The organism is Cellulosimicrobium sp. ES-005, from assembly GCF_040448685.1.
Taxonomy (GTDB): domain Bacteria; phylum Actinomycetota; class Actinomycetes; order Actinomycetales; family Cellulomonadaceae; genus Cellulosimicrobium; species Cellulosimicrobium cellulans_G.
Genome location: NZ_CP159290.1, coordinates 2,112,637 through 2,132,713 on the forward strand (window position 1 = coordinate 2,112,637; position 20,077 = coordinate 2,132,713).

The window sequence follows — 20,077 nt, forward strand, 5'->3', positions numbered from 1 at the left end:
GGCGCCGCGTCAGAGGGCGACGGGGCCGCGTCCCACCGGCGCGTCGGCCGCGATCTCGGCGTACGCCGCGGCGAGGAGCGTCGGGTCCGGGCCCTCGAGCCGCGTGGGCCGCGCGACGTCGTCGAGCACGACGAAGCGCAGGAGGTCGCCGCGCGACTTCTTGTCGCGGCGCATGGCGGACAGGAGATGCTCCCAGCGGTCGCCGCGGTACGTGAGCGGCAGCCCGAGCGAGCCCAGGATCGCGCGATGCCGCTCGACGACCGCGTCGTCGAGCTTCCCGGCGAGGCGCGACAGCTCGGCCGCGAACACCATGCCGACGGACACCGCCGCGCCGTGGCGCCACTGGTAGCGCTCCGTGAGCTCGACCGCGTGGCCCAGCGTGTGCCCGTAGTTGAGGATCTCGCGCAGGCCGGCCTCCTTGAGGTCCTCCCCCACGACGCGCGCCTTGACCGCGATCGAGCGCTCTACGAGCTCGGCGACGACGGCCCACGTCTCGTCCGTGGTCGGGCGCGTGCCCCACGCGCTCAGCGCGTCCGCGTGCTCCTCGACGAGCTCGAGGATGCGCTCGTCGGCGATGAAGCCCGTCTTGACGACCTCCGCCATGCCGGCGACGAAGTCCCAGCGCCCGAGCGACTCGAGCGCTGCGAGGTCGCACAGCACGCCCGCGGGCGGGTGGAACGACCCGACGAGGTTCTTGCCCTCGGCGGTGTTGATGCCCGTCTTGCCGCCGACCGCCGCGTCGACCATCGCGAGCAGCGTCGTCGGCACGTGCACCACGCGGATGCCGCGCAGCCAGGTCGCGGCCACGAACCCGCCGAGGTCGGTCGTCGCGCCGCCGCCGACCGTCACGACCGCGTCCGTGCGCGTGAAGTCCAGCTGCCCCAGCACGCCCCACAGGAACGCCGCGACCTGCGCGGTCTTGGCCTCCTCCGCGTCCGGGACCTCCGCGACGTACGCCTCGTACCCCGACGCCTTGAGGTCCTCGTGGATCACCTCCGCCGTCGCGGCGAGGGCCGCGGGGTGGACCACGAGCACGCGGCGCACCCGGTCGCCGAGCATGGTGGGCAGCTCGCCGAGCAGGTGCCGTCCCACGACGACGTCGTACGGCTGGTCCCCGGCGACCCGCACGCGCGTCGGGACGGAGGTGGGCTGCGCGTCGGTCGGCCCGTCGACGGGCTCGGTGGCTGCCCGGGTGCCAGCCTGGGCGTCGGGGGCGGGGGTCGTGTCGCTCACGCGTTCTCCTGTTCGGCCGGGGTGTCGGCGGGGGTGGGCGCCGCGGCGCGGTCCGCGTCGGCGCCGCCCGCGAGGTGCGCACGGATCTCCTGGGCGACCTGCGCGGGCGTGCGCGCGTCGGTGACGACGTGCAGCGTCGCGACCCGCTCGTAGACGGGGCGACGCGCCTCCATGAGGGCGGCCCACCGCGCCCGGGGGTTGCCCAGCAGGAGCGGGCGGGACTGGTTGAGCCCGACGCGCGGGGCCGCGTGCGCGAGGCTCACGTCGAGGAACACGACGGCGCCGCCCGCCGCGACGTACGCCGCGAGGGCGGCCTGGGTGTGCTCGTCGAGGACGGCGCCGCCGCCCAGGGCGAGCACGCCGTCGTGGGTCGCGAGCGCCGTCGTCACGGCCTCGCGCTCGAGCTCGCGGAAGTGCGGCTCGCCGTGGTCGACGAAGATGTCGGCGACCGGCTTGCCCGCCGTGGTCTCGACGTCGGTGTCCGTGTCGCGCTGCGCGAGGCCCAGCAGGTCCGCGAGGTGGCGCGACACCGTCGACTTGCCGCTGCCGGGCGGGCCGACGAGGACGACGACCGGGCGCGTGCCCGGAGGGACGGGCGTCATCAGCGCTGCAGCTCCGGGATCGCGGCGAGATAGGCCTCGGCGTTGCGGCGGACCTCCGCGACGGAGTCACCGCCGAACTTCTCGAGCGCCTGCTCCGCGAGCACGAGCGCGACCATCGCCTCGGCGACGACCGCCGCCGGCGGGACGGCGCACACGTCCGAGCGCTGGTGCTGGGCCTTGGCGACCTCGCCCGTGACCACGTCGACCGTCGCGAGCGCGCGCGGCACCGTCGAGATGGGCTTCATGGCGGCGCGCACGCGCACGACCTCACCGTTCGACATGCCGCCCTCGACGCCGCCCGCACGGTTGCTCAGGCGGTGGATCAGGCCGTCGGCGCCGCGCTCGATCTCGTCGTGCGCGGCGGACCCGCGGCGGCGCGCGGTGCGGAAGCCGTCGCCGACCTCGACGCCCTTGATGGCCTGGATGCCCATGAGCACCGCGGCGAGCCGCGCGTCGAGGCGCCGGTCGCTCTGCGCGTAGGTGCCGAGCCCGGACGGGACGCCGTAGGCCAGGACCTCGACGACGCCGCCGAGCGTGTCACCGGCCTTCTGGCACGCGTCGATCTCGGCGACCATCGCCGCGGACGTGGCGGCGTCGAAGCAGCGCACCGGGTCGGCGTCGAGCGCGGCGACGTCGTCGGGCCCCGGCACCGCGGCGTCCTCGGGGACCTCGACGGGACCGATGCCGACGACGTGCGACACGAGGCGGACGCCCAGCGCCTGCTCGAGGAACTTCGCGGCCGCCGCGCCGAGAGCGACGCGCGTCGCCGTCTCGCGCGCCGACGCGCGCTCCAGCACGGGGCGGGCGTCATCGAAGCCGTACTTGCGCATGCCCACGAGGTCGGCGTGGCCGGGGCGCGGGCGCGTGAGCGGACGGTTGCGCGCGATCTCGCGCGCGTCGCCCGTGCCGGCGTCGACCAGCAGCGCCTCGGGCGGCACCGGGTCCGCGGACATGACGTCGACCCACTTGGGCCACTCGGAGTTCGCGATCTCGAGCGCGATCGGGCCACCCTGGGTCACGCCGTGGCGCAGCCCGCCCAGGACACGCAGCACGTCCTGCTCGAACTTCTGGCGCGACCCGCGCCCGTACCCGAGGCGACGGCGCGCGAGCGCGGCCTTCACGTCGTCCGTCGTGAGCTCGACGCCAGCAGGCAGCCCGTCGAGGATCCCGACCAGCGCCTCACCGTGCGACTCACCCGATGTCAACCAACGCAGCATGATCGCCATCCTCCCACGTCGGCACCCACGTCCCGGCGGGCGCCCGCAGTGCGGACCGGCGGTCGCCGACGAGGTCCCGGACGGCCGACACCCGGGGATCGGGGAGGCGGAGACACCGTCCGGCCCGCTGTGGACGACGGCGGCGCGCGCGGTGGCGGGCACGCTACGGTGCCGCGCATGGTCCAGCAGGGGGACGGGACGACGACGGACGGCACGCCGGCGCGGGTCGCCGCACCGGAGGCGGTCGAGCGTGTGACGGCCGACGACGAGCCGCCCTGGGTGCGACTCCGGGGCGACGACCTCGTCCGCGAGCTCCGGATCGCCGGGCGGCTCGGGGCCGTCCTCGCGGGGCTCGCCGCGGCCGGCGCGGCGTGGTGGTCGGGTCCGTCGTGGGCCCCGGCCCTCGTGCTCGTGGCCGCGGCCGGAGCGGTCGTCGCCGTGGTCGACGCGCGCACGCACCGGCTGCCCGACGTGATCGTCCTGCCGTCCTGGCTCGCGTCCGTGCTCCTGATCGGCGCCGGCGCGGCCGGCACCGGTGACGGCGCCGCCCTCGGCCGTGCCGTCGCCGGCGGCGTCCTGGGCTTCGGGGCCTACGCCGCGCTCCGGATCGCCTACCCGCCGGGCCTCGGCTTCGGCGACGTGAAGCTCGCGGGGATGCTCGGCACGCCGCTCGCCTGGCTCGGGTGGGGCGAGCTCGTCGCCGGTCTCGTCCTGCCGTTCGTGCTCGGCGGCGTGTGGGCGCTCGCGCTCGTCGTCACGCAGCGCGCGCGCCGTGACACCGCGGTCCCCTTCGGCCCGTTCATGGTCGTCGGAGCGGGGGTCTCCGCCGTGCTCGGCGGCGCAGCGCTCCGGGCGTACGCGATCGCCTGACAGCGGCGTCCGGCGCGCGCGACCCTGTCCGACGGTCTCCGACCGGCCGTCAGGCCGCGACGCCGAGCGCGGCCTCGAGCGCCTGGTCCATCGCGGCGAGCGGGGCCACCTTTCCCGTCATGAGGCGCACCTGCTCGGCCGCCTGATGCAGGAGCATGCGCTCGCCGCCCACGACGATGCCTCCCGCCGCAGCCCAGGCGGCCGAGAGCGCCGTGGGACGGGGGTCGTAGACGACGTCGAGCAGCACTCCCGTCACGCGCGGGGCCGCCTGTGCCAGCGCCTCGGCCACCGGGTCGGCCGCACGCGATGGAAGGGTCGCGACGACCGCGTCGGCCTGCGCTAGGCGGGCGACGAGCGCGGGCGACGACGGGTCGAGGATCTCGAAACGCGGCTCGACGCCCATGCGGTGCGCGGCGCGCTGGAGGGTGCCCGTGCGCCCGAGCGAGCGCACCAGGACCGTCGGCGCGGTGCAGCCGAGCTCGGCGAGGGCCGCGAGCGTCGACGCGGCGGTCGCGCCGGCGCCGAGCACGACGGCAGTCCGGGCACCCCGCTCCCCCAGTCCCTCACGGAGCGCGGCGACGAGACCGTGCACGTCGGTGTTCGTCCCGACGAACGTCGGGCGCCGCCCGCCCGTGGGCTGCACGACGAGCGTGTTCACCGCGCCGACGACGCTCGCGAGCGGGTCGACGTGGTCGAGCAGCGGGATCACGGCGTGCTTGAGCGGCATGGTCAGGCTCAGGCCCGCCCACGACGCGTCGAGCCCGTTGACCAGCGCCGGGAGCTGCTCCTCGGTCGTGTCGATCGCCTCGTACGACCAGCCGTCGAGGCCGAGCGCCTCGTACGCGGCCCGGTGCAGCACCGGGGACAGCGAGTGGGCGACGGGGTGGCCGAGGACGGCCGCCCGTCGCGGAGCGCGCGCGGCGCTCACCCGCCGTTCTCCGCGAGCCACTGCCGGTACTCCTGCTTGAACTGCTCGAACTCGGCGTACGTGTCGGTGAACTTCGTCTCGCCCGTGTCCAGGTTGACGGTCACGTACCAGAGCCAGGGGCCCTCGGGGGCGTTCATGACCGCCTCCACGCTCTCGCGGCTCGGGCTGCCGATCGGCGTCGGGGGCAGGCCCTGGTGGACGCGCGACGCGTAGGGCAGGTCGGGGTTCTGGAACTCCTCGGTCGTGATCTGGTCGGCCGGCTTGCCGAGCCCGTAGACGTCGATCGCGTCCATGCCGAGCGGCATGCCGTCCTCGATGCGGTTGTAGATCACGCGCGCGACCATCCCGCGCTGCTCCGCGTTCTTCCCCTCCCACTCGACGATCGACGCCATCGTGAGCACCTCCTGGAAGCGCTCCGGCGGGACCCCGAGATCGGCGAGCTCGCTCGTGGTCTGGCTGACCATGCCCTGGATGATGCCTGTCGCGTTGACGTCTCCCGGCTCGAGGACGTACGTCGTGGGGTAGAGCCAGCCCTCGTAGTTGCCGTTGGCCTCGGCCGGCAGGCCGGTGGCGGCGGTGTCGGCCATCGCCGCCTCGAAGTCCGCGACCGGGATCCCGGTGACCGACGACGAGCGCTCGAGGATCTGCTTGACCGTGTAGCCCTCGGGGATCGTGATCTTGGTCTCGACGCGCGAGTCGTTCGCCACGAGGCGCGCGACGGCGTCCTTGGCCGACATGCCGAGGAGCAGCGTGTGGGTGCCCGGCTGGATCTTCCCCGCGTTCGGGTTCTCCTCGAACGCCTTCGCGAAGGCCGCCGAGCTGGCGACGACGCCGGCCTCGGTGAGCACCGCGCCCATGTCGCGGCCGGTCGAGCCGGGCTCGATGACGACGTCGACCGGGTCGGTGCCCGGGCCCTCGAAGTCCTTGGCCTCGAGCGGGTTGTCGAACCCGAAGAGGTCGGAAGCGTTGTCGAGCAGCAGGTACCCCGCGCCGCCCACCACGAGGAGGGAGACGAGCAGCACCACGAGGGCGCGGCGACGCCGGCGCTGGCGTCGCTTCTTCGCCGCACGGCGGGCGCGCTGCTCCGAGCGCGACGAGCGCGCGGGCTGCTGCTCGCCCTGGACGGCGGGCCGTTCGAACAGGTCGGTCACGGTCGGTGGTCTCCTGTCGGGTCTACAGGTTCTCCGGCGCGCGCCCCCGCGCCCCGCTCGGCGTCGAGAGCGGATTGCAGAATGATAACGGCGGCTGCCTGGTCGACGACGCTCCGGTGCTTGCGACCGGCGCGCCCCGACGCGTGCAGCGCCTGGTGCGCGCTGACCGTCGTCATCCGCTCGTCGACGAGGTGGACCGGCACCGGCGCGACGGCGCGTGCCACGAGTCCAGCGTACGCCCGCGCCCCCTGGGCGGCGGCACCCTCGCCACCGGAGAGGTGCCGTGGGAGGCCGACGTAGACCACCTGGGCGCCGCGCTCGTCGGCCTCGGCGGCGATCCGCGCGACGTCCGCCGGGACCGCAGCCCCGGCCTTCGTGTCGCGCGCGAGCGTCTCGACGGGCGTCGCGACGAGCCCGTCGGGGTCGCTCGCCGCGAGGCCGACGCGCACGCTGCCCACGTCGACGCCGAGGCGCGCCCCCCGCGGGAGGGGGACGCGCCCGTCGTCACCGGGCGGTGGAGGGACGGCCGTCACGCGGCCGCCGCGGCGCCGTCGCGCACGCCCTGGAGGGCGGCCGGCAGCGCCGACACGTCCGTGCCGCCGCCCTGGGCCATGTCGTCCTTGCCGCCGCCACCACCACCCAGGGTCTGGGCGGCCGCCTTGGCCAGCACGCCGGCGCGAAGGCCCGCGGCACGGGCCGACGCGTTGGTCACGACGACCACCTGCGGGCGGTCCTTCGCGACCCCCCCGACCGCCACGACGGCCGGCTCGGACTCGCCGAGGCGGCCGCGCACGTCGAGCGCGAGCGCACGGAGGTCGTCCGCGGAGGCGACCTCGCCGGCGTCGTGCACGACGACGCGCGTGCCGCCCGAGAGCTCCGCACCCGCGGCGAGCGTGCCCGCCACCGCGAGGAGCTGGGACTGCCGGAGCTGCGCCAGCTCCTTCTCCGCGTCGCGCAGGCGGGACACGAGCGCGCCCACGCGGTCCGGGAGCTCCTCGGTCCGCACGTTGAGCAGACCGGTGAGCTGGCCGACGAGCGCGTGCTCCTTGGCCTGGAAGCCGTACGCGCCGTCGCCGACGAGGGCGTCGACGCGACGCACGCCCGAGCCGATCGACGACTCGCCGAGCAGCGTGACGAGGCCGAGCTGGCCCGTCTGCCGCACGTGCGTGCCCGCGCACAGCTCGCGCGACCAGTCGCCGCCGATCGACACGACGCGCACGACGTCGCCGTACTTCTCGCCGAACAGCGCCATCGCGCCCAGCGCGCGCGCCTCGGTGATCGGCATGAGCTGGTCCGTGACCTCGAGGTTCTCCTGGAGCTGGGTGTTGACCCGCTCCTCGATCTCCGACAGCGCGCCCGCCGGAACGGCGGACGAGCGCCGGAAGTCGAACCGGATGCGGCTCGGCGCGTTCTCCGACCCGGCCTGGGTCGCGTCCTTGCCGAGCGACTCCTGGAGGGCCTTGTGGATCATGTGCGTCGCCGAGTGGGCGCGGCTGATCGCCTTGCGACGGTCACGGTCGATCGTCGCGGTGCCCGGGTCGCCGAGCGCCGCGGTCCCCTCGACGAGGCGGCCGCGGTGCACCGACAGGCCCTTGATCGGGCGCTGGACGTCGTCGACCTCGATGGTCGCGCCGCCGTCGAGCACGATCGTGCCGTGGTCGGCGAGCTGGCCGCCGGCCTCCGCGTAGAACGGCGTGCGGTCGAGCACGACCTCGACGTCGGCGGGCGCGGTCGCGGCGGGCGCGGGCACGCCGTCGACGAGCAGCCCGGCCACGCGCACGGCGGCCGAGGACTCGGTGTAGCCGAGGAACTCCACCGGAGCGGACAGCTCCGACGCGAGCGACTCGTAGGCGGCCGTGTCGACCCCGCCCGAGCGCTTGGCGAGCGCATCGGCCCGGGCGCGCTGGCGCTGCTCGGCCATGAGCGCGCGGAACGCCTTCTCGTCGACCTGGACGCCCTGCTCGGCGGCCATCTCGAGCGTGAGGTCGATCGGGAAGCCGTAGGTGTCGTGCAGCGCGAACGCCTGGTCGCCCCCGAGCACCGGCACCCCGCCGGTCCCCGCCGCGGACTTCGCCTTCGAGACGGCCGTGTCGAGGATCGTCGTCCCCGAGGTGAGGGTGCGGCGGAACGCGTCCTCCTCCGTGTAGGCGACGTTCGAGATGCGCTCGAAGTCGGTCGCGACCTCCGGGTACGACGGCGCCATCGCGTCGCGGCTCACGGGGAGCAGCGCGGGCATCGCGCGGTCTTCGACGCCGAGCAGGCGCATCGCGCGCACGGAGCGGCGGAGCAGGCGGCGCAGGACGTAGCCACGACCCTCGTTGGAGGGACGCACGCCGTCGCTCATGATCATGAGCGCCGAGCGGACGTGGTCGGCCACGACGCGCATGCGCACGTCGTCCTCCTGGTTCGCGCCGTAGCGCCGGCCCGAGAGCGCCTCGGCGGCCGCGATGACGGGGAACACCTCGTCGATCTCGTAGAGGTTGTCCTTGCCCTGGAGCAGGTAGGCGACGCGCTCCAGGCCCATGCCCGTGTCGATGTTCTTGCGCGCGAGCTCCGAGACGATCCGGAACTCCTCCTTGGACTTCACGTCGTCGATCGCGTACTGCATGAACACGAGGTTCCAGATCTCGAGGTAGCGGTCCTCGTCGACGACGGGGCCACCCTCCTGACCGAACTCCGGGCCGCGGTCGATGTAGATCTCCGAGCACGGGCCGGCGGGACCGGGCTGGCCCGTGGACCAGTAGTTGTCCTTCTTCCCGCGGGCCTGGATGCGCTCGTCCGGCAGGCCGGCGATGCGCTTCCAGAGCTGCCGCGCCTCGTCGTCGTCGTGGTAGACGGTCACCCAGACGCTCTCCGGGTCGAACCCGTACTTGCCCTCCTCGCGCGAACCCGTGACGAGGTCCCACGCGTAGGTGATCGCGCCTTCCTTGAAGTAGTCACCGAAGGAGAAGTTGCCGTTCATCTGGAAGAACGTGCCGTGACGGGTCGTCTTGCCGACCTCGTCGATGTCGAGCGTGCGCACGCACTTCTGGACGCTCGTCGCGCGGTCCCAGGGCGGGGTCTGCTCGCCCGTCATGTACGGGATGAACGGGACCATGCCCGCGATCGTGAACAGCGTGGACGGGTCCGGGGAGACGAGCGACGCCGAGGGCACGACGGTGTGGTCGCGGTCGGCGAAGTAGTCGAGCCAGCGCTTGCGGATCTCGGCGGTGCGCATGATGTCCTTCGGGCAGTCGGTGGGTCGTGCGGGGTGCTTGCTGTGGGTCGCGGCGGCCGGGCCGCGCGGGTCCTAGAAGGAGTAACCGAGGAGGTCCTCGACGTCGTCCGTGTCGTCGAACGGGCTGGGGTCTCCCGCGGCCGGGCGCGTGTGGCGGCCGGCCGCGCGCCGCGCTCGGACGACGTCCGGGTCCTCCTGGCCCTCCGCGAGGAGCGCCGCCATGAGCTCCTGCTCGCGCGCGTCGCGCGCGAGCGTGAACTCGGTGCGGAAGTCGCGGGCGATCTCGACGACCTTCTCGCCCAGACCGTTGACCTGCTCCGTCGCCTGGTCCACGAGCGACGCGGGTGCGTACCGCGCGAGGATCTTCTTCCCGCGGACGACGACCACGACCGTGATCGCGACCCCGACGCCGATCCAGAAGACGCGGCGCATCAGCGCGATCCCTCGGCACGTCCGGTGCCGTCCGACGAACGGCGTCGGCCGAACGAGCGGGCGGCCGCCTGGCGCACGCCGTAGGTGAACGCGGCGACCTTTACCAGCGGGGCGCCGAACGTCGCGGCGTACAGCCCCGTGAGCGCGGACACGTTCTCGCTCACCTGGGCGGCCGACGTCGTGATCGTGTCGACCTTGACGAGCTGGCTGTTGGTCGTGGCGACCGTGGTCGCGGCCTCGTCGAGGATCGGGACCGAATGGTCCGTCACCTCCTTGATGCTCGCGCGCGCCTCGTCGAGCACGCGGCCGAGCTTGAGGAGCGGCACGGCGAGCAGGCCGACGAGCAGCACGAACGCGATGGCTGCGATGAGGCCGGCCACGTCTCCCAGGGACATTCTTCCTCCAGTGCCAGTCAGGGTGCGTCGTGCACGGACGTCGCGCGTCGTGCGCGGGACGGTCCTCCTCGTCGCGGGGTCCTCGCGGACGTGCCCACGACTCCGCGAAACACTACCCGCACCAGGGCGGGGACCGCCGTCGGGCACGACACGACGACGCCGTCGCCGCGGTGCGGCGCGCGTACCGGTCCGGACGCACGAACGCCTCGCTCGCCGACGAAGCGGTGAGCGAGGCGTCCGGAGCGAGGGTCAGCGAGCGTAGTACTCGACGACGAGCTGGACCTCGCACTGCACGGGGACCTCGGCGCGCTTCGGGCGACGCGTGAGGATCGCGCTCAGCTTCTCGAGCTGGACGTCCAGGTAGCCCGGGACGGCCGGGAGGACGTCGCGGTGCGCGCCCGCGGCCGCGACCTGGAACGGCGTGGTCGCCTGGCTCTTCGGCTTCACCTGGAGGGTCTGGCCGGGCTTCACGCGGAACGACGGGCGGTCCACGATCTTGCCGTCGACGAGGATGTGGCGGTGCGTGACCGCCTGGCGCGCCTGCAGGATGGTACGGGCGAAGCCGGCGCGCAGCACGAGCGCGTCGAGACGGGTCTCGAGGTTCTCGACGAGCGCCTCACCGGTCAGACCCTTGTCCTTGCGGGCCTCCTCGTACGCACGCGCGAGCTGCTTCTCGCGGAGCATGTACTGGGCGCGCAGACGCTGCTTCTCGCGGAGACGGACCGCGTAGTCCGACTCGGTGCGGCGGCGGGCGCGGCCGTGCTCACCCGGGGGGTACGGGCGCTTCTCGAAGTGCTTGACGGCCTTCGGGGTGAGGGCGATGCCCAGGGCGCGGCTCAGGCGGACCTGGCGGCGCGAACGCTTGACAGACGTCACAGCGATATCTCATTCCTGTCGTGTGGGTACTGACGTCACACCTGGTCCCGGGAGTCCGGGTCCGGGTGCGGGACCAGCCGATGGACCGCGCGCTTCTCCGAGGGAGAGTGCGGGTCGGGGCCGAGGTCCCAGGTGGTCACCGTGAAGGCAACCTGAGAAGTCTACCGCACGCCCGGGGCGGCGATCCCCCGACGGGTCAGCGCGCCGGCTCGTCCTGCGCCAGGATGTCCCGGATCCGCCCGAGGCGGTCGGAGACCTGGCGCTCGTACCCGCGGTCGGTCGGCGTGTAGTACCGCGACCCGACGAGCGTGTCGGGCAGGTACTGCTGCGCCGCGACGCCGTGGGGCGCGTCGTGCGCGTACCGGTACCCGGTGCCGTGCCCGAGCTGCTTGGCACCGGGGTAGTGCGCGTCGCGCAGGTGCGGCGGGACGGACCCGGCCTTCCCGGCACGCACGTCCGCGAGCGCCGCGTCGATGCCGAGGTAGGCGGCGTTGGACTTGGGCGCGGTCGCGAGGTGCACCACGGCCTCGGCGAGGACGATCCGTCCCTCAGGCATGCCGATGAGCTGGACGGCCTGGGCCGCGGCGACGGCGGTCTGGAGCGCGGACGGGTCGGCCATGCCGACGTCCTCCGCGGCGGCGATGACGATGCGTCGGGCGATGAAGCGCGGGTCCTCCCCCGCCGCGATCATGCGGGCGAGGTAGTGCAGGGCGGCGTCGACGTCGGAGCCGCGCATCGACTTGATGAACGCGGACACGACGTCGTAGTGCTGGTCGCCGTCGCGGTCGTAGCGCACGGCGGCGACGTCCACGGCGCGCTCGACGGCCTCGAGGTCCACGCTCACCGGCGAGCCGTCCGCCGGGCCGGGCTCGCCGTCCTCGTCGGTCGTCGCGTCCTCGGAGGCCGCCACGGGGACCGGGACCGGGGCGTCGGAGAGCGCGGCGCCGGCCGCCGCCTCGAGCACGGTGAGCGCCTTGCGCGCGTCGCCGCCCGCGAGGCGCACGAGGTGGTCCTCCGCCTCGTCGGTGAGCGCGACGAGACCACCCAGCCCCCGGTCGTCGGCGACGGCGCGGCGCACGAGGGCGCGGACGTCGTCGTCCCCGAGGGGCTGGAGCGTGAGCAGGAGCGAGCGGGAGAGCAGGGGCGAGTTCACGGAGAAGCTCGGGTTCTCGGTGGTCGCCGCGACGAGCGTGACCCAGCGGTTCTCGACGCTCGGCAGGAGCGCGTCCTGCTGGGACTTGGAGAAGCGGTGCACCTCGTCGATGAACAGGACGGTCTCCTCGCCGCCGGTCGCGAGGCGGCGGCGGGCGTCCTCGACGACGGTGCGCACGTCCTTGACGCCCGCGGTGACGGCGGAGAGCTCGACGAAGCGGCGGCCGGACGCGGTCGCGATGAGGTAGGCGAGCGTCGTCTTGCCCGTGCCGGGCGGGCCCCAGAGGATGACGGAGCCGGGCGCGGCCCGGCCGCCGGACGCGTCCGACTCGATGAGGCGCCGCAGGGGCGAGCCGGGGACGAGCAGGTGCGCCTGGCCCGCGACCTCGTCGAGGGCGGCGGGACGCATGCGCACGGCGAGCGGGGCCCCCGGTCCGGGTCGCGGCGTGCCCTGCGCGCCGGAGGTGGCGGCGCCGAAGAGGTCGCCGCCGAACAGATCACCGGTGGACATGCCCCGAGCCTACGCACCGCCGCCCACGCGCCCGGACGCCGCCGGCGTGGGGAGGTCGGGTGAACGTCGTCCACAGCGCCGCGAGGGATCTGACACGCGGCGCGGACGGATGGGATGCTGGCGCTCGTGTTCTCGAGCCTCGGTCGTCGTGTCGCCCGCCATCCCCGCCTCACGGTCGTCGTGTGGGTCGTCCTCACCGGGCTCGGGTTCGCGCTCGCGCTGTTCGGCGTGCACGGGGAGAGCGTGTTCGACCGGGTGACCACGGGGGCGCCCTCCATCCCCGGCTCGGACAGCGAGCGCGCGACCGAGATCCTCGCCGAGAACGACGAGGGCGGTCCCGAGATCACGCTGCTGGTGAGCGAGGTCGACCCGGGGGACGCGCAGGTCGTGGAGGCCATGACCGGGGTGAACGCGGACCTCGTGGCGATCGAGGGCGTGGACACGGTCATCAACCCGTACGTGATCCCCGGCGGGGTCGAGGACCCGGCCGCGCAGTCGCTCGTCGCGAGCGACGGGGACGGGTTCCTCACCGTGGTGACGCTGCGCACCGACCTCGACGCCGAGCGCACGGACGCCGTGGCCGAGCGCGTCGTCGAGCAGCTCGAGGCGGTGCCCGGCGTCCTCGCGGAGGCGGCTCCGGACGCGGCCGGGGACGCGACGGGCCTCGTGGGCTCGAACGCGCTCATCGTCGACGCCATCACGGGGCAGGTCGAGGAGGACCTGACGACGGGCGAGAAGGTCGCGCTGCCGGTCGCGCTGCTCATCATGGTGCTTGTCTTCGGCGGTTTCCTCGCCGCCGCGATGCCGATGGCGGGGGCCGTCGCGTCCATCGGGACGGGCCTGGGCGTGCTGCTGGGGCTCACGTACGTGCTCGACGTCGACGCGTCCGTGGTCAACGTCGTCACCCTGCTCGGGCTCGGGCTCTCGATCGACTACGGGCTGCTCGTCGTGTCGCGGTTCCGGGAGGAGCTGCACCGGCTGGTCGCCGCCGGCGACGACCCGTCCCTGCGCCGACGTCGCGGGGACGGCGTGGTCCACGCCGCGCTGATCCGGACGATGGAGACGGCGGGCCGCACGGTCGCGTTCTCGGCGCTCACGGTCGCGATCTCGATCGCCGGGCTCATGGTGTTCCGCCCGGACATCCTGCGGTCGGTCGGCGCGGGCGGCCTCGGCGTCGTCCTCGTCGCGGTGGCGACGGCGCTCACGCTCGTCCCCGCGCTCCTCGCGTTCTCCGGCCGCCGCCTCGCGAAGCCGGGGATCCTCGGCCGGATCCCCGGTCTGCGCCGCGTCCTCGCCCGGACCGCGGACGTGCAGTCCGACGAGGGTGCCTTCTCCCGCCTCGCCGCGCGCGTGCAGCGCCACCCGGTGTGGGTGCTGCTGACGACGGTCGTCGTGCTCGTCGTCCTCGCGCTGCCCGTGCTCGGCCTGCACATGCGCAACTCGGGCATCGAGCTGCTGCCCCAGGGGTCCCCGCAGAGGGAGTTCGTCGACGAGCTCGCCGCGCAGTACCCGTCGAGCGAGAGCGCCCAGGTCGTGGCCGTGGTCGACGCGAGCGTCGAGGACGCCCAGGCGTGGGCCGACGAGGTCGCGGGGCTCGACGGCGTCGCGAGCGTCGACCCCGCGGCACCGCTCGGCGACTACGCCGTCGTCGGCGTGCACGTCGACGCGGACGACGCCGGCGGGCCTGAGGCGGTGTCGGTCGTGCGGGAGGTCCGTGCTACCGACCCGGGGTTCGAGGTGTGGGTCACCGGGCAGGCGGCCGGGCAGGTCGACTTCCTCGACGCGCTCGGCGAGCGCGTGTGGTGGGCCGTCGGGATCGTCGTGGGCGCGACGCTCGTGCTGCTGTTCCTCATGACGGGATCGGTCGTCGTGCCGGTCAAGGCGCTGCTCACGAACGCGCTCTCGCTCGCGGCCTCGCTCGGCGTGCTCGTGTGGGTGTTCCAGGAGGGGCACCTCGAGGGCCTGCTCGACTTCTCCTCGGTCGGCGGGATCGAGACCTACGTGGTCGCGCTGGTCGTCGCGTTCGCGTTCGGCCTCGCGATGGACTACGAGGTGTTCCTGCTCGCGCGCGTCAAGGAGCTCTTCGACGCCGGCCACCCGAACGACGAGGCGGTGCGCCTCGGGCTCCAGCGCTCCGGGCGGATCATCACGTCCGCGGCGGCGATCATCATCGTCGTCTTCGCGGGCTTCGTCTTCGGCGACCTCCTCGTCATCAAGGAGGTCGGGTTCGCGCTCGCCGTCGCGGTGCTCATCGACGCGACGATCGTCCGCCTGCTCCTGGTCCCCGCGACGATGACGCTGCTCGGCCGGTTCAACTGGTGGGCGCCCCGCCCGCTGCGCTGGGTGCACCGCAGGCTCGCGATCACGCACTGAGCGTCCGCGCGGGCCGCACCGCCGGACGCCGCCCTCAGCGGCGCTCGAACTCCTCCGACGAGCGCGTCGTCGCGCGCCACGACGTCCAGGACGTCCCAGCCGTCCCGCTCCGCCCGGGCCGGGTGGTCCGCCCAGCGGCCGAGGCTCGGTACGACGCGCGAGGGCGCGCCGACCCGGTCGTCGCGGGTCGGCGCGCCCTCGCGCGCGGTGCGGGTCGTCACGCCTCCGGCGTCGGCTCGCCCGGGTCGCTCTTCGGTACGGGCTTCGCGTCGACGCCCGCCTCCTTGCGCTGCTCGGGCGTGATCGGCGCGGGCGCCTGCGTCAGCGGGTCGAACCCGCCGCCCGACTTCGGGAAGGCGATCACGTCGCGGATCGAGTCCGACTTCGTCAGCAGCGCGACGATGCGGTCCCAGCCGAACGCGATCCCGCCGTGCGGCGGCGCGCCGAACTTGAACGCGTCGAGGAGGAAGCCGAACTTCTCCTGCGCCTCCTCGGGCCCGATGCCCATGACGTCGAACACGCGCTCCTGCACGTCGCGGCGGTGGATACGGATGGAGCCGCCGCCGATCTCGTTGCCGTTGCAGACGATGTCGTACGCGTACGCGAGCGCCTCGCCCGGGTTCTGCTCGAACGTGTCGACCCAGTCGGGCGTGGGCGACGTGAACGCGTGGTGCACGGCGGTCCAGGCGGAGTTGCCGAGATCGACGTCGTCGTCCTCGCCCGTCGGCTTGAACAGCGGCGCGTCCACGATCCAGACGAACGCCCAGGCGTCCTCGTCGATGGCACCCGTGCGCTTCGCGATCTCCTGGCGCGCGGCGCCGAGCAGGGCGCGCGAGTCCGACGTCTTGCCCGCGGCGAAGAACACGGCGTCGCCCGGCTGCGCGCCGGTCGCGTCGCGCAGACCCTCGCGCTCGGCGTCGGACAGGTTCTTCGCGACGGGGCCGCCGAGCGTGCCGTCCTCGCCGAACGTCACGTACGCGAGGCCGCGAGCGCCGCGCTGCTTGGCCCACTCCTGCCACGCGTCGAACTGGCGACGCGGCTGCGACGCTCCGCCCGCCATGACGACCGCGCCGACGTACTCCGCCTGGAACACGCGGAACGGCGTGTCCTCGAAGTAGTCCGTGAGCTCGACGAGCGGGTTGCCGAACCGCAGGTCCGGCTTGTCCGACCCGTAGAGGCGCATGGCGTCGTGGAACGTCATGCGCGGGATCGGGGTCGGGATCGTGTATCCGATGAGCTCCCACAGCGCGACGAGGATCTTCTCGGCGAGCGCGATGACGTCGTCCTGCTCGACGAAGCTCATCTCGACGTCGAGCTGCGTGAACTCGGGCTGCCGGTCGGCGCGGAAGTCCTCGTCGCGGTAGCAGCGCGCGATCTGGTAGTAGCGCTCCATGCCCGCGACCATGAGGAGCTGCTTGAACAGCTGCGGCGACTGCGGCAGCGCGTACCAGGAGCCGGGCGCGAGACGCGCGGGCACGAGGAAGTCGCGCGCACCCTCGGGCGTCGAGCGCGTGAGCGTGGGCGTCTCGATCTCGACGAACTCCTCCGCGTCGAGCACGCGGCGCGCGGCCTGGTTGACCTTGGCGCGCAGGCGCAGCGCGTGCGCGGGCGCGGGGCGGCGCAGGTCCAGGTAGCGGTGCTTGAGGCGCGCCTCCTCGCCGATCGTCTCGGTGTCCGCGAGCGCCGTGGAGACCTGGAACGGCAGCGCCTCGGACGTGTTGAGCACGACGACGTCGCTCGCGACGACCTCGATCTCGCCCGTGGGCAGGGCCGCGTTCTCGTTGCCGTCGGGCCGGCGCGAGACCTCGCCGGTGACCTGGAGGACGAACTCGTTGCGCAGCGGGTGCGCGACGGCCTCGTCGCGGATGACGACCTGGGCGATGCCGGACGCGTCCCGCAGGTCGATGAAGGCCACGCCTCCGTGATCGCGCCGACGGTCGACCCAGCCCGTGAGGGTGACGGTCTGACCGGTGTGCTCGGCCCGCAGTGAGCCGGCCGTTCGGGTGCGCAGCACGGAGGGTTCCTTCCAGGTGGGCGGTGGGGGGTCGCGCTCCCGGGGCGGGCGCGCGTCCGGACGAGTCTAGTGCGGGCGGGCGCGCTGCTCGACCGGATACCGTGGCGGTGCCGCCGCTCCACCAGCGTTCCGACCGTGTCGTGCGTCCGGGCCGGCGGCACCGGCGCGCGCCGACCGGCCCGCCGCCCGCACAGAAGGGGTGATCGTGGCACGCACCATCGCGACGAACCGGCGCGTCGAGCGCGACGAGCTCGAGCAGTTCCTGCGGTCCCGGCACGACGGCGTCCTCGTCACGACGCGCGCCGACGGGCGGCCACAGCTCAGCCCCGTCACGTACGGGGTCGACGACGCGGGCCGGGTCGTCGTGTCGACCTACCCGGAGCGCGCGAAGGCGGCCAACGTGCGTCGCGACCCGCGCGCGTCGCTGCTCTCGCTGGGCGAGCGCTTCTCGGACCCGTGGGTGCAGGTCGACGGCGAGGCCGAGGTGATCGACCTGCCCGAGTCCGTCGAGCCGCTCGTCGACTACTACCGCTCCGTCAGCGGCGAGCACCCGGACTGGGACGAGTACCGCGAGGCCATGGTGACGCAGGGCAAGTCGCTCGTGCGCCTGACGATCACGCGCTGGGGCCCGGTCGCGACGGGCGGGTTCCCGGCGCGCCTCGCGGACGGCTGACGATCCCGCCGGCGCGGCGGCGTAGCGTGCCGACCATGCCGATCACCCTGTGCGTGATGCTGTGGCCCACCGAGGGCAGCGCCGACCTGCTGAGCGAGTACGAGGACGACGTCCTCGCGCTCGTGCCCGCGCACGGCGGGCGCGTGCTGTCGCGCGTGCGCGCGCTGCCCGGTCAGGAGGCGTCGCTGCCGACCGAGGTGCAGGTCATCGAGCTGCCCGATGACGACGCGCTCGCCGCGTACCTGGCCGACCCCGCCCGGGTGGCGCTGGCCGACCTCAGGGACCGGGCTGTGGCACGGACGGACATCGTCCGTGTCGGTGCCGTCCCGCACCGCGACCAGCCCTCCTGATCCAGCCGCCGGACGCGCGCCGGCGTCGCGGTCGCGGTGTCGCCCGGACGGTGCCACCAGGTCAGAACAGGACCTGCTCCACTCCCCCGCCGACGACGTCCAGACCCCCGCCGTCGACCGGCATGCCCGCGAGCGCGCCGCCGTGGCCGCGCCCGTCCGATTCCTGAGGCGACCCGGCGAGGCTCCCCCTCGGGTAGGCGCCGTCCGTCGGCGGCCCCGGGTCGCGGTGACCGTCCCCGAGACCGCCGAGCTCGCCCCGGCGGTACCGCCCCTCGACGCCCGCGGGACCGCGGTGGCCGGACACCGAGAAGCCGCGCGCCTCGAGCATCGGGCGCACGCGGTCCCACAGCCACGAGCGGTACGCCTTCGAGGCGTACGCGCCACGGGCGTAGACCCGCTCGTAGCCGGGGACGAGCTGCGGGTGCTCCCGCGCGAGCCAACCGAGGTACCACTCGCGCGTCCCGGGCTTGAGGTGCAGCGGCAGCACGGTGACCCCCGTGGCCCCGGCGTCCTTCACGGCGTCGAGCAGGTCTGTCAGCGCGCGCGTGGAGTCGGTGAGCCACGGCAGCACGGGCGCGACCATGACGCCGCACGGCAGGCCCGCCTCGCGGACGGCGCGGATCAGGTCGAGGCGGGCGCGCGGTGAGGGCGTGCCCGGCTCGACGCTCGCCTGGAGCGTCGGGTCCAGCAGCGCGAGCGAGACGCCGATCCCGACCTCGACGCGCGAGGCGGCGTCGGCGAGGAGCGGCAGGTCGCGGCGCAGGAGCGTGCCCTTGGTGAGGACCGACAGGGGCGTGCCGGAGCCCGCGAGCGCGTCGATGATGCCCGGCATGAGGCGGTAGCGCCCCTCGGCCCGCTGGTAGGGGTCCGTGTTCGTGCCGAGCGCGACGGGCTCGCGGCCCCACGACGCGCGGGCGAGCTCGGCGCGCAGCACCTCGTCGACGTTCACCTTGACCACGACCTCGCGGTCGAAGTCGTCGCCCGCGTCGAGGTCGAGGTACTGGTGGGTGGGCCGGGCGAAGCAGTTGTGGCTCACGACCCCGGCGGCGACGAAGTCCCGCGTCCCGGTGGTGATGTCGACGAGCTCGGTCTCCTCCCCCGGCCCGTCGAGCGCCTCGAGCGAGTCGACGCGCAGCGCCTCGTCGCCCGTGACGTCCCGGCCCTCGAGCGCGACCCGGCCGCCCGCGAGCGCGGCCGCCCCCGGGCCGACGAGGACGTCGCCCAGCGCCAGGTGGGCGCGGCGCCCGGCCCCGCCGACGACATGGCGCCAGCCCCGTTCGGTGAGGAACCGGTGGTCACCGCTCGCGACGAGGCGCGTGCCGTCCGCGAGGGTCACGCGGTACGCGCGCTTGCGGGTGGTCCAGCGGTCGAGCACGCGCGTGCGCACGTAGCGCCGGTAGGCGCCGTGCGGCGCGGTCCCCACGATCTCGTCGCCGACCCGCAGCTCGCCGATCGGTCGCTGCGTGCCGTCGGCGAGCAGCACCGGGGTGGACGGCGCGAGGCAGTAGGAGCAGGCGTGGCTGCACCCGCGGTACGGGTTGACCGTCCAGCGGAACGGCATGCGCGACATCGCCGGGACCTTCGACAGCGCGCTCTTGGCCGTCACCTCGTGGAACGTGATGCCCGCGAAGTCGGGCGTGCGCACGCTGCGCACGAGGCCCGCCCGCTCCAGCCCCGGGAGAGCGCCGTCGTCCGCGCCGAGCGCTTGTCCGTCCCACCTCACCCGCACATTCGAACAGGTGTTCGATCTCCAGGTCAAGCCCCGCGGTCCTCCCCGGGGGACGCCTGCTCCGCGTCAGCGGCGACCCGCACCCTGCGCAGGGCCGGTGCACGGGCGGCCCAGGGCCCGTCCCGCGGGCTGAGACGCCGGGATTGTCCGCGTGGCCCCGAGGGCCTAGGGTCGGGCCGAACGCCCCCGGGGAGCGCACGAGCGCTGAGAGTGCAGGCCGGACACCCGTCCCACCTGCAGACCCGTGGAACCTGATCTGGTTCGTACCAGCGAAGGGAGCAGGGCCGACGTCACCGTCCCCTGCGCGCTCGTGCCCGTGCGCCCCGCACGCGGCCGGGCGCGCCGGGCCCGGCG

17 protein-coding genes and 1 riboswitch are annotated in these 20,077 nt (G+C 74.3%); of the genes, 4 read left to right on the plus strand and 13 right to left on the minus strand.

From position 1 onward, the window contains the following. Positions 1 to 9 precede the first annotated feature (9 nt). The 3 genes from aroB to aroC all read right to left on the minus strand — a co-directional run bounded on the left by aroB (position 10) and on the right by aroC (position 3,052). Positions 10 to 1,128, minus strand: coding sequence for a 3-dehydroquinate synthase (aroB, locus tag ABRQ22_RS09260; RefSeq protein ID WP_353709531.1), 1,119 nt, complete (start codon positions 1,126 to 1,128; stop codon positions 10 to 12). Between the two features lie 101 nt (positions 1,129 to 1,229). Then, complete coding sequence (locus tag ABRQ22_RS09265) at positions 1,230 to 1,835, minus strand: shikimate kinase (protein WP_253049344.1); 606 nt, start codon at positions 1,833 to 1,835, stop codon at positions 1,230 to 1,232. Next, positions 1,835 to 3,052, minus strand: a complete 1,218-nt coding sequence (aroC, locus tag ABRQ22_RS09270) for a chorismate synthase (RefSeq protein WP_353709317.1) — start codon at positions 3,050 to 3,052, stop codon at positions 1,835 to 1,837. The genes ABRQ22_RS09265 and aroC overlap by 1 nt, the downstream gene beginning before the upstream one ends. Before the next feature lie 177 nt (positions 3,053 to 3,229). Between aroC and ABRQ22_RS09275 the strand changes: the two genes are divergently transcribed. Beyond that, positions 3,230 to 3,922, plus strand: a complete 693-nt coding sequence (locus ABRQ22_RS09275; RefSeq protein ID WP_353709318.1) for an A24 family peptidase — start codon at positions 3,230 to 3,232, stop codon at positions 3,920 to 3,922. A 49-nt stretch (positions 3,923 to 3,971) separates the two neighbouring features. Here the strand turns inward: ABRQ22_RS09275 and ABRQ22_RS09280 are convergent, their stop codons facing one another. The 8 genes from ABRQ22_RS09280 to ABRQ22_RS09315 form a co-directional block, all read right to left on the minus strand. Then, positions 3,972 to 4,850 (minus strand): shikimate dehydrogenase, encoded by an 879-nt coding sequence (locus ABRQ22_RS09280; RefSeq protein WP_353709319.1) that lies wholly within the window; start codon positions 4,848 to 4,850, stop codon positions 3,972 to 3,974. Then, positions 4,847 to 6,001, minus strand: coding sequence for an endolytic transglycosylase MltG (gene mltG / locus ABRQ22_RS09285; protein WP_353709320.1), 1,155 nt, complete (start codon positions 5,999 to 6,001; stop codon positions 4,847 to 4,849). The genes ABRQ22_RS09280 and mltG overlap by 4 nt, the downstream gene beginning before the upstream one ends. After that, positions 5,998 to 6,534 (minus strand): Holliday junction resolvase RuvX, encoded by a 537-nt coding sequence (gene ruvX, locus ABRQ22_RS09290; RefSeq protein ID WP_353709321.1) that lies wholly within the window; start codon positions 6,532 to 6,534, stop codon positions 5,998 to 6,000. The genes mltG and ruvX overlap by 4 nt, the downstream gene beginning before the upstream one ends. Then, on the minus strand, positions 6,531 to 9,218 hold the full coding sequence (alaS, locus tag ABRQ22_RS09295; RefSeq protein WP_353709322.1) for an alanine--tRNA ligase: 2,688 nt from the start codon (positions 9,216 to 9,218) through the stop codon (positions 6,531 to 6,533). The genes ruvX and alaS overlap by 4 nt, the downstream gene beginning before the upstream one ends. A gap of 72 nt (positions 9,219 to 9,290) precedes the next feature. Continuing rightward, positions 9,291 to 9,650 (minus strand): hypothetical protein, encoded by a 360-nt coding sequence (locus ABRQ22_RS09300; RefSeq protein ID WP_253049333.1) that lies wholly within the window; start codon positions 9,648 to 9,650, stop codon positions 9,291 to 9,293. After that, positions 9,650 to 10,045, minus strand: a complete 396-nt coding sequence (locus ABRQ22_RS09305; protein WP_253049331.1) for a DUF948 domain-containing protein — start codon at positions 10,043 to 10,045, stop codon at positions 9,650 to 9,652. Before ABRQ22_RS09305 ends, ABRQ22_RS09300 begins: the two co-directional genes overlap by 1 nt. 249 nt (positions 10,046 to 10,294) lie before the next feature. Next, on the minus strand, positions 10,295 to 10,921 hold the full coding sequence (rpsD, locus tag ABRQ22_RS09310) for a 30S ribosomal protein S4 (protein ID WP_047234514.1): 627 nt from the start codon (positions 10,919 to 10,921) through the stop codon (positions 10,295 to 10,297). 196 nt (positions 10,922 to 11,117) lie between these two features. Beyond that, positions 11,118 to 12,584, minus strand: coding sequence for a replication-associated recombination protein A (locus ABRQ22_RS09315; RefSeq protein WP_353709323.1), 1,467 nt, complete (start codon positions 12,582 to 12,584; stop codon positions 11,118 to 11,120). A 126-nt stretch (positions 12,585 to 12,710) separates the two neighbouring features. Between ABRQ22_RS09315 and ABRQ22_RS09320 the strand changes: the two genes are divergently transcribed. After that, entirely contained in the window at positions 12,711 to 14,957 is a 2,247-nt protein-coding gene (locus tag ABRQ22_RS09320) for an MMPL family transporter (protein ID WP_353709324.1), read from the plus strand. 217 nt (positions 14,958 to 15,174) lie between these two features. Here the strand turns inward: ABRQ22_RS09320 and aspS are convergent, their stop codons facing one another. Further along, positions 15,175 to 16,971, minus strand: a complete 1,797-nt coding sequence (aspS, locus tag ABRQ22_RS09325; RefSeq protein WP_353709325.1) for an aspartate--tRNA ligase — start codon at positions 16,969 to 16,971, stop codon at positions 15,175 to 15,177. Between the two features lie 205 nt (positions 16,972 to 17,176). On the opposite strand from aspS, the gene ABRQ22_RS09330 reads away from it, so the two are divergent. Beyond that, positions 17,177 to 17,644, plus strand: a complete 468-nt coding sequence (locus tag ABRQ22_RS09330; protein WP_353709326.1) for a PPOX class F420-dependent oxidoreductase — start codon at positions 17,177 to 17,179, stop codon at positions 17,642 to 17,644. A 35-nt stretch (positions 17,645 to 17,679) separates the two neighbouring features. Beyond that, positions 17,680 to 17,994 carry a DUF1330 domain-containing protein gene (locus tag ABRQ22_RS09335; RefSeq protein ID WP_353709327.1) on the plus strand — a complete coding sequence of 105 codons (315 nt, stop codon included), beginning with the start codon at positions 17,680 to 17,682 and terminating at the stop codon, positions 17,992 to 17,994. Positions 17,995 to 18,055: 61 nt separating this feature from the next. Here the strand turns inward: ABRQ22_RS09335 and ABRQ22_RS09340 are convergent, their stop codons facing one another. Further along, the gene (locus ABRQ22_RS09340; protein WP_353709328.1) at positions 18,056 to 19,717 is read right to left on the minus strand and encodes an Rv2578c family radical SAM protein; all 1,662 of its coding nucleotides are present in this window, start codon (positions 19,715 to 19,717) and stop codon (positions 18,056 to 18,058) included. Positions 19,718 to 19,900: 183 nt separating this feature from the next. Beyond that, positions 19,901 to 20,020, plus strand: a riboswitch (TPP riboswitch). The last annotated feature ends 57 nt before the right edge of the window (positions 20,021 to 20,077 follow it).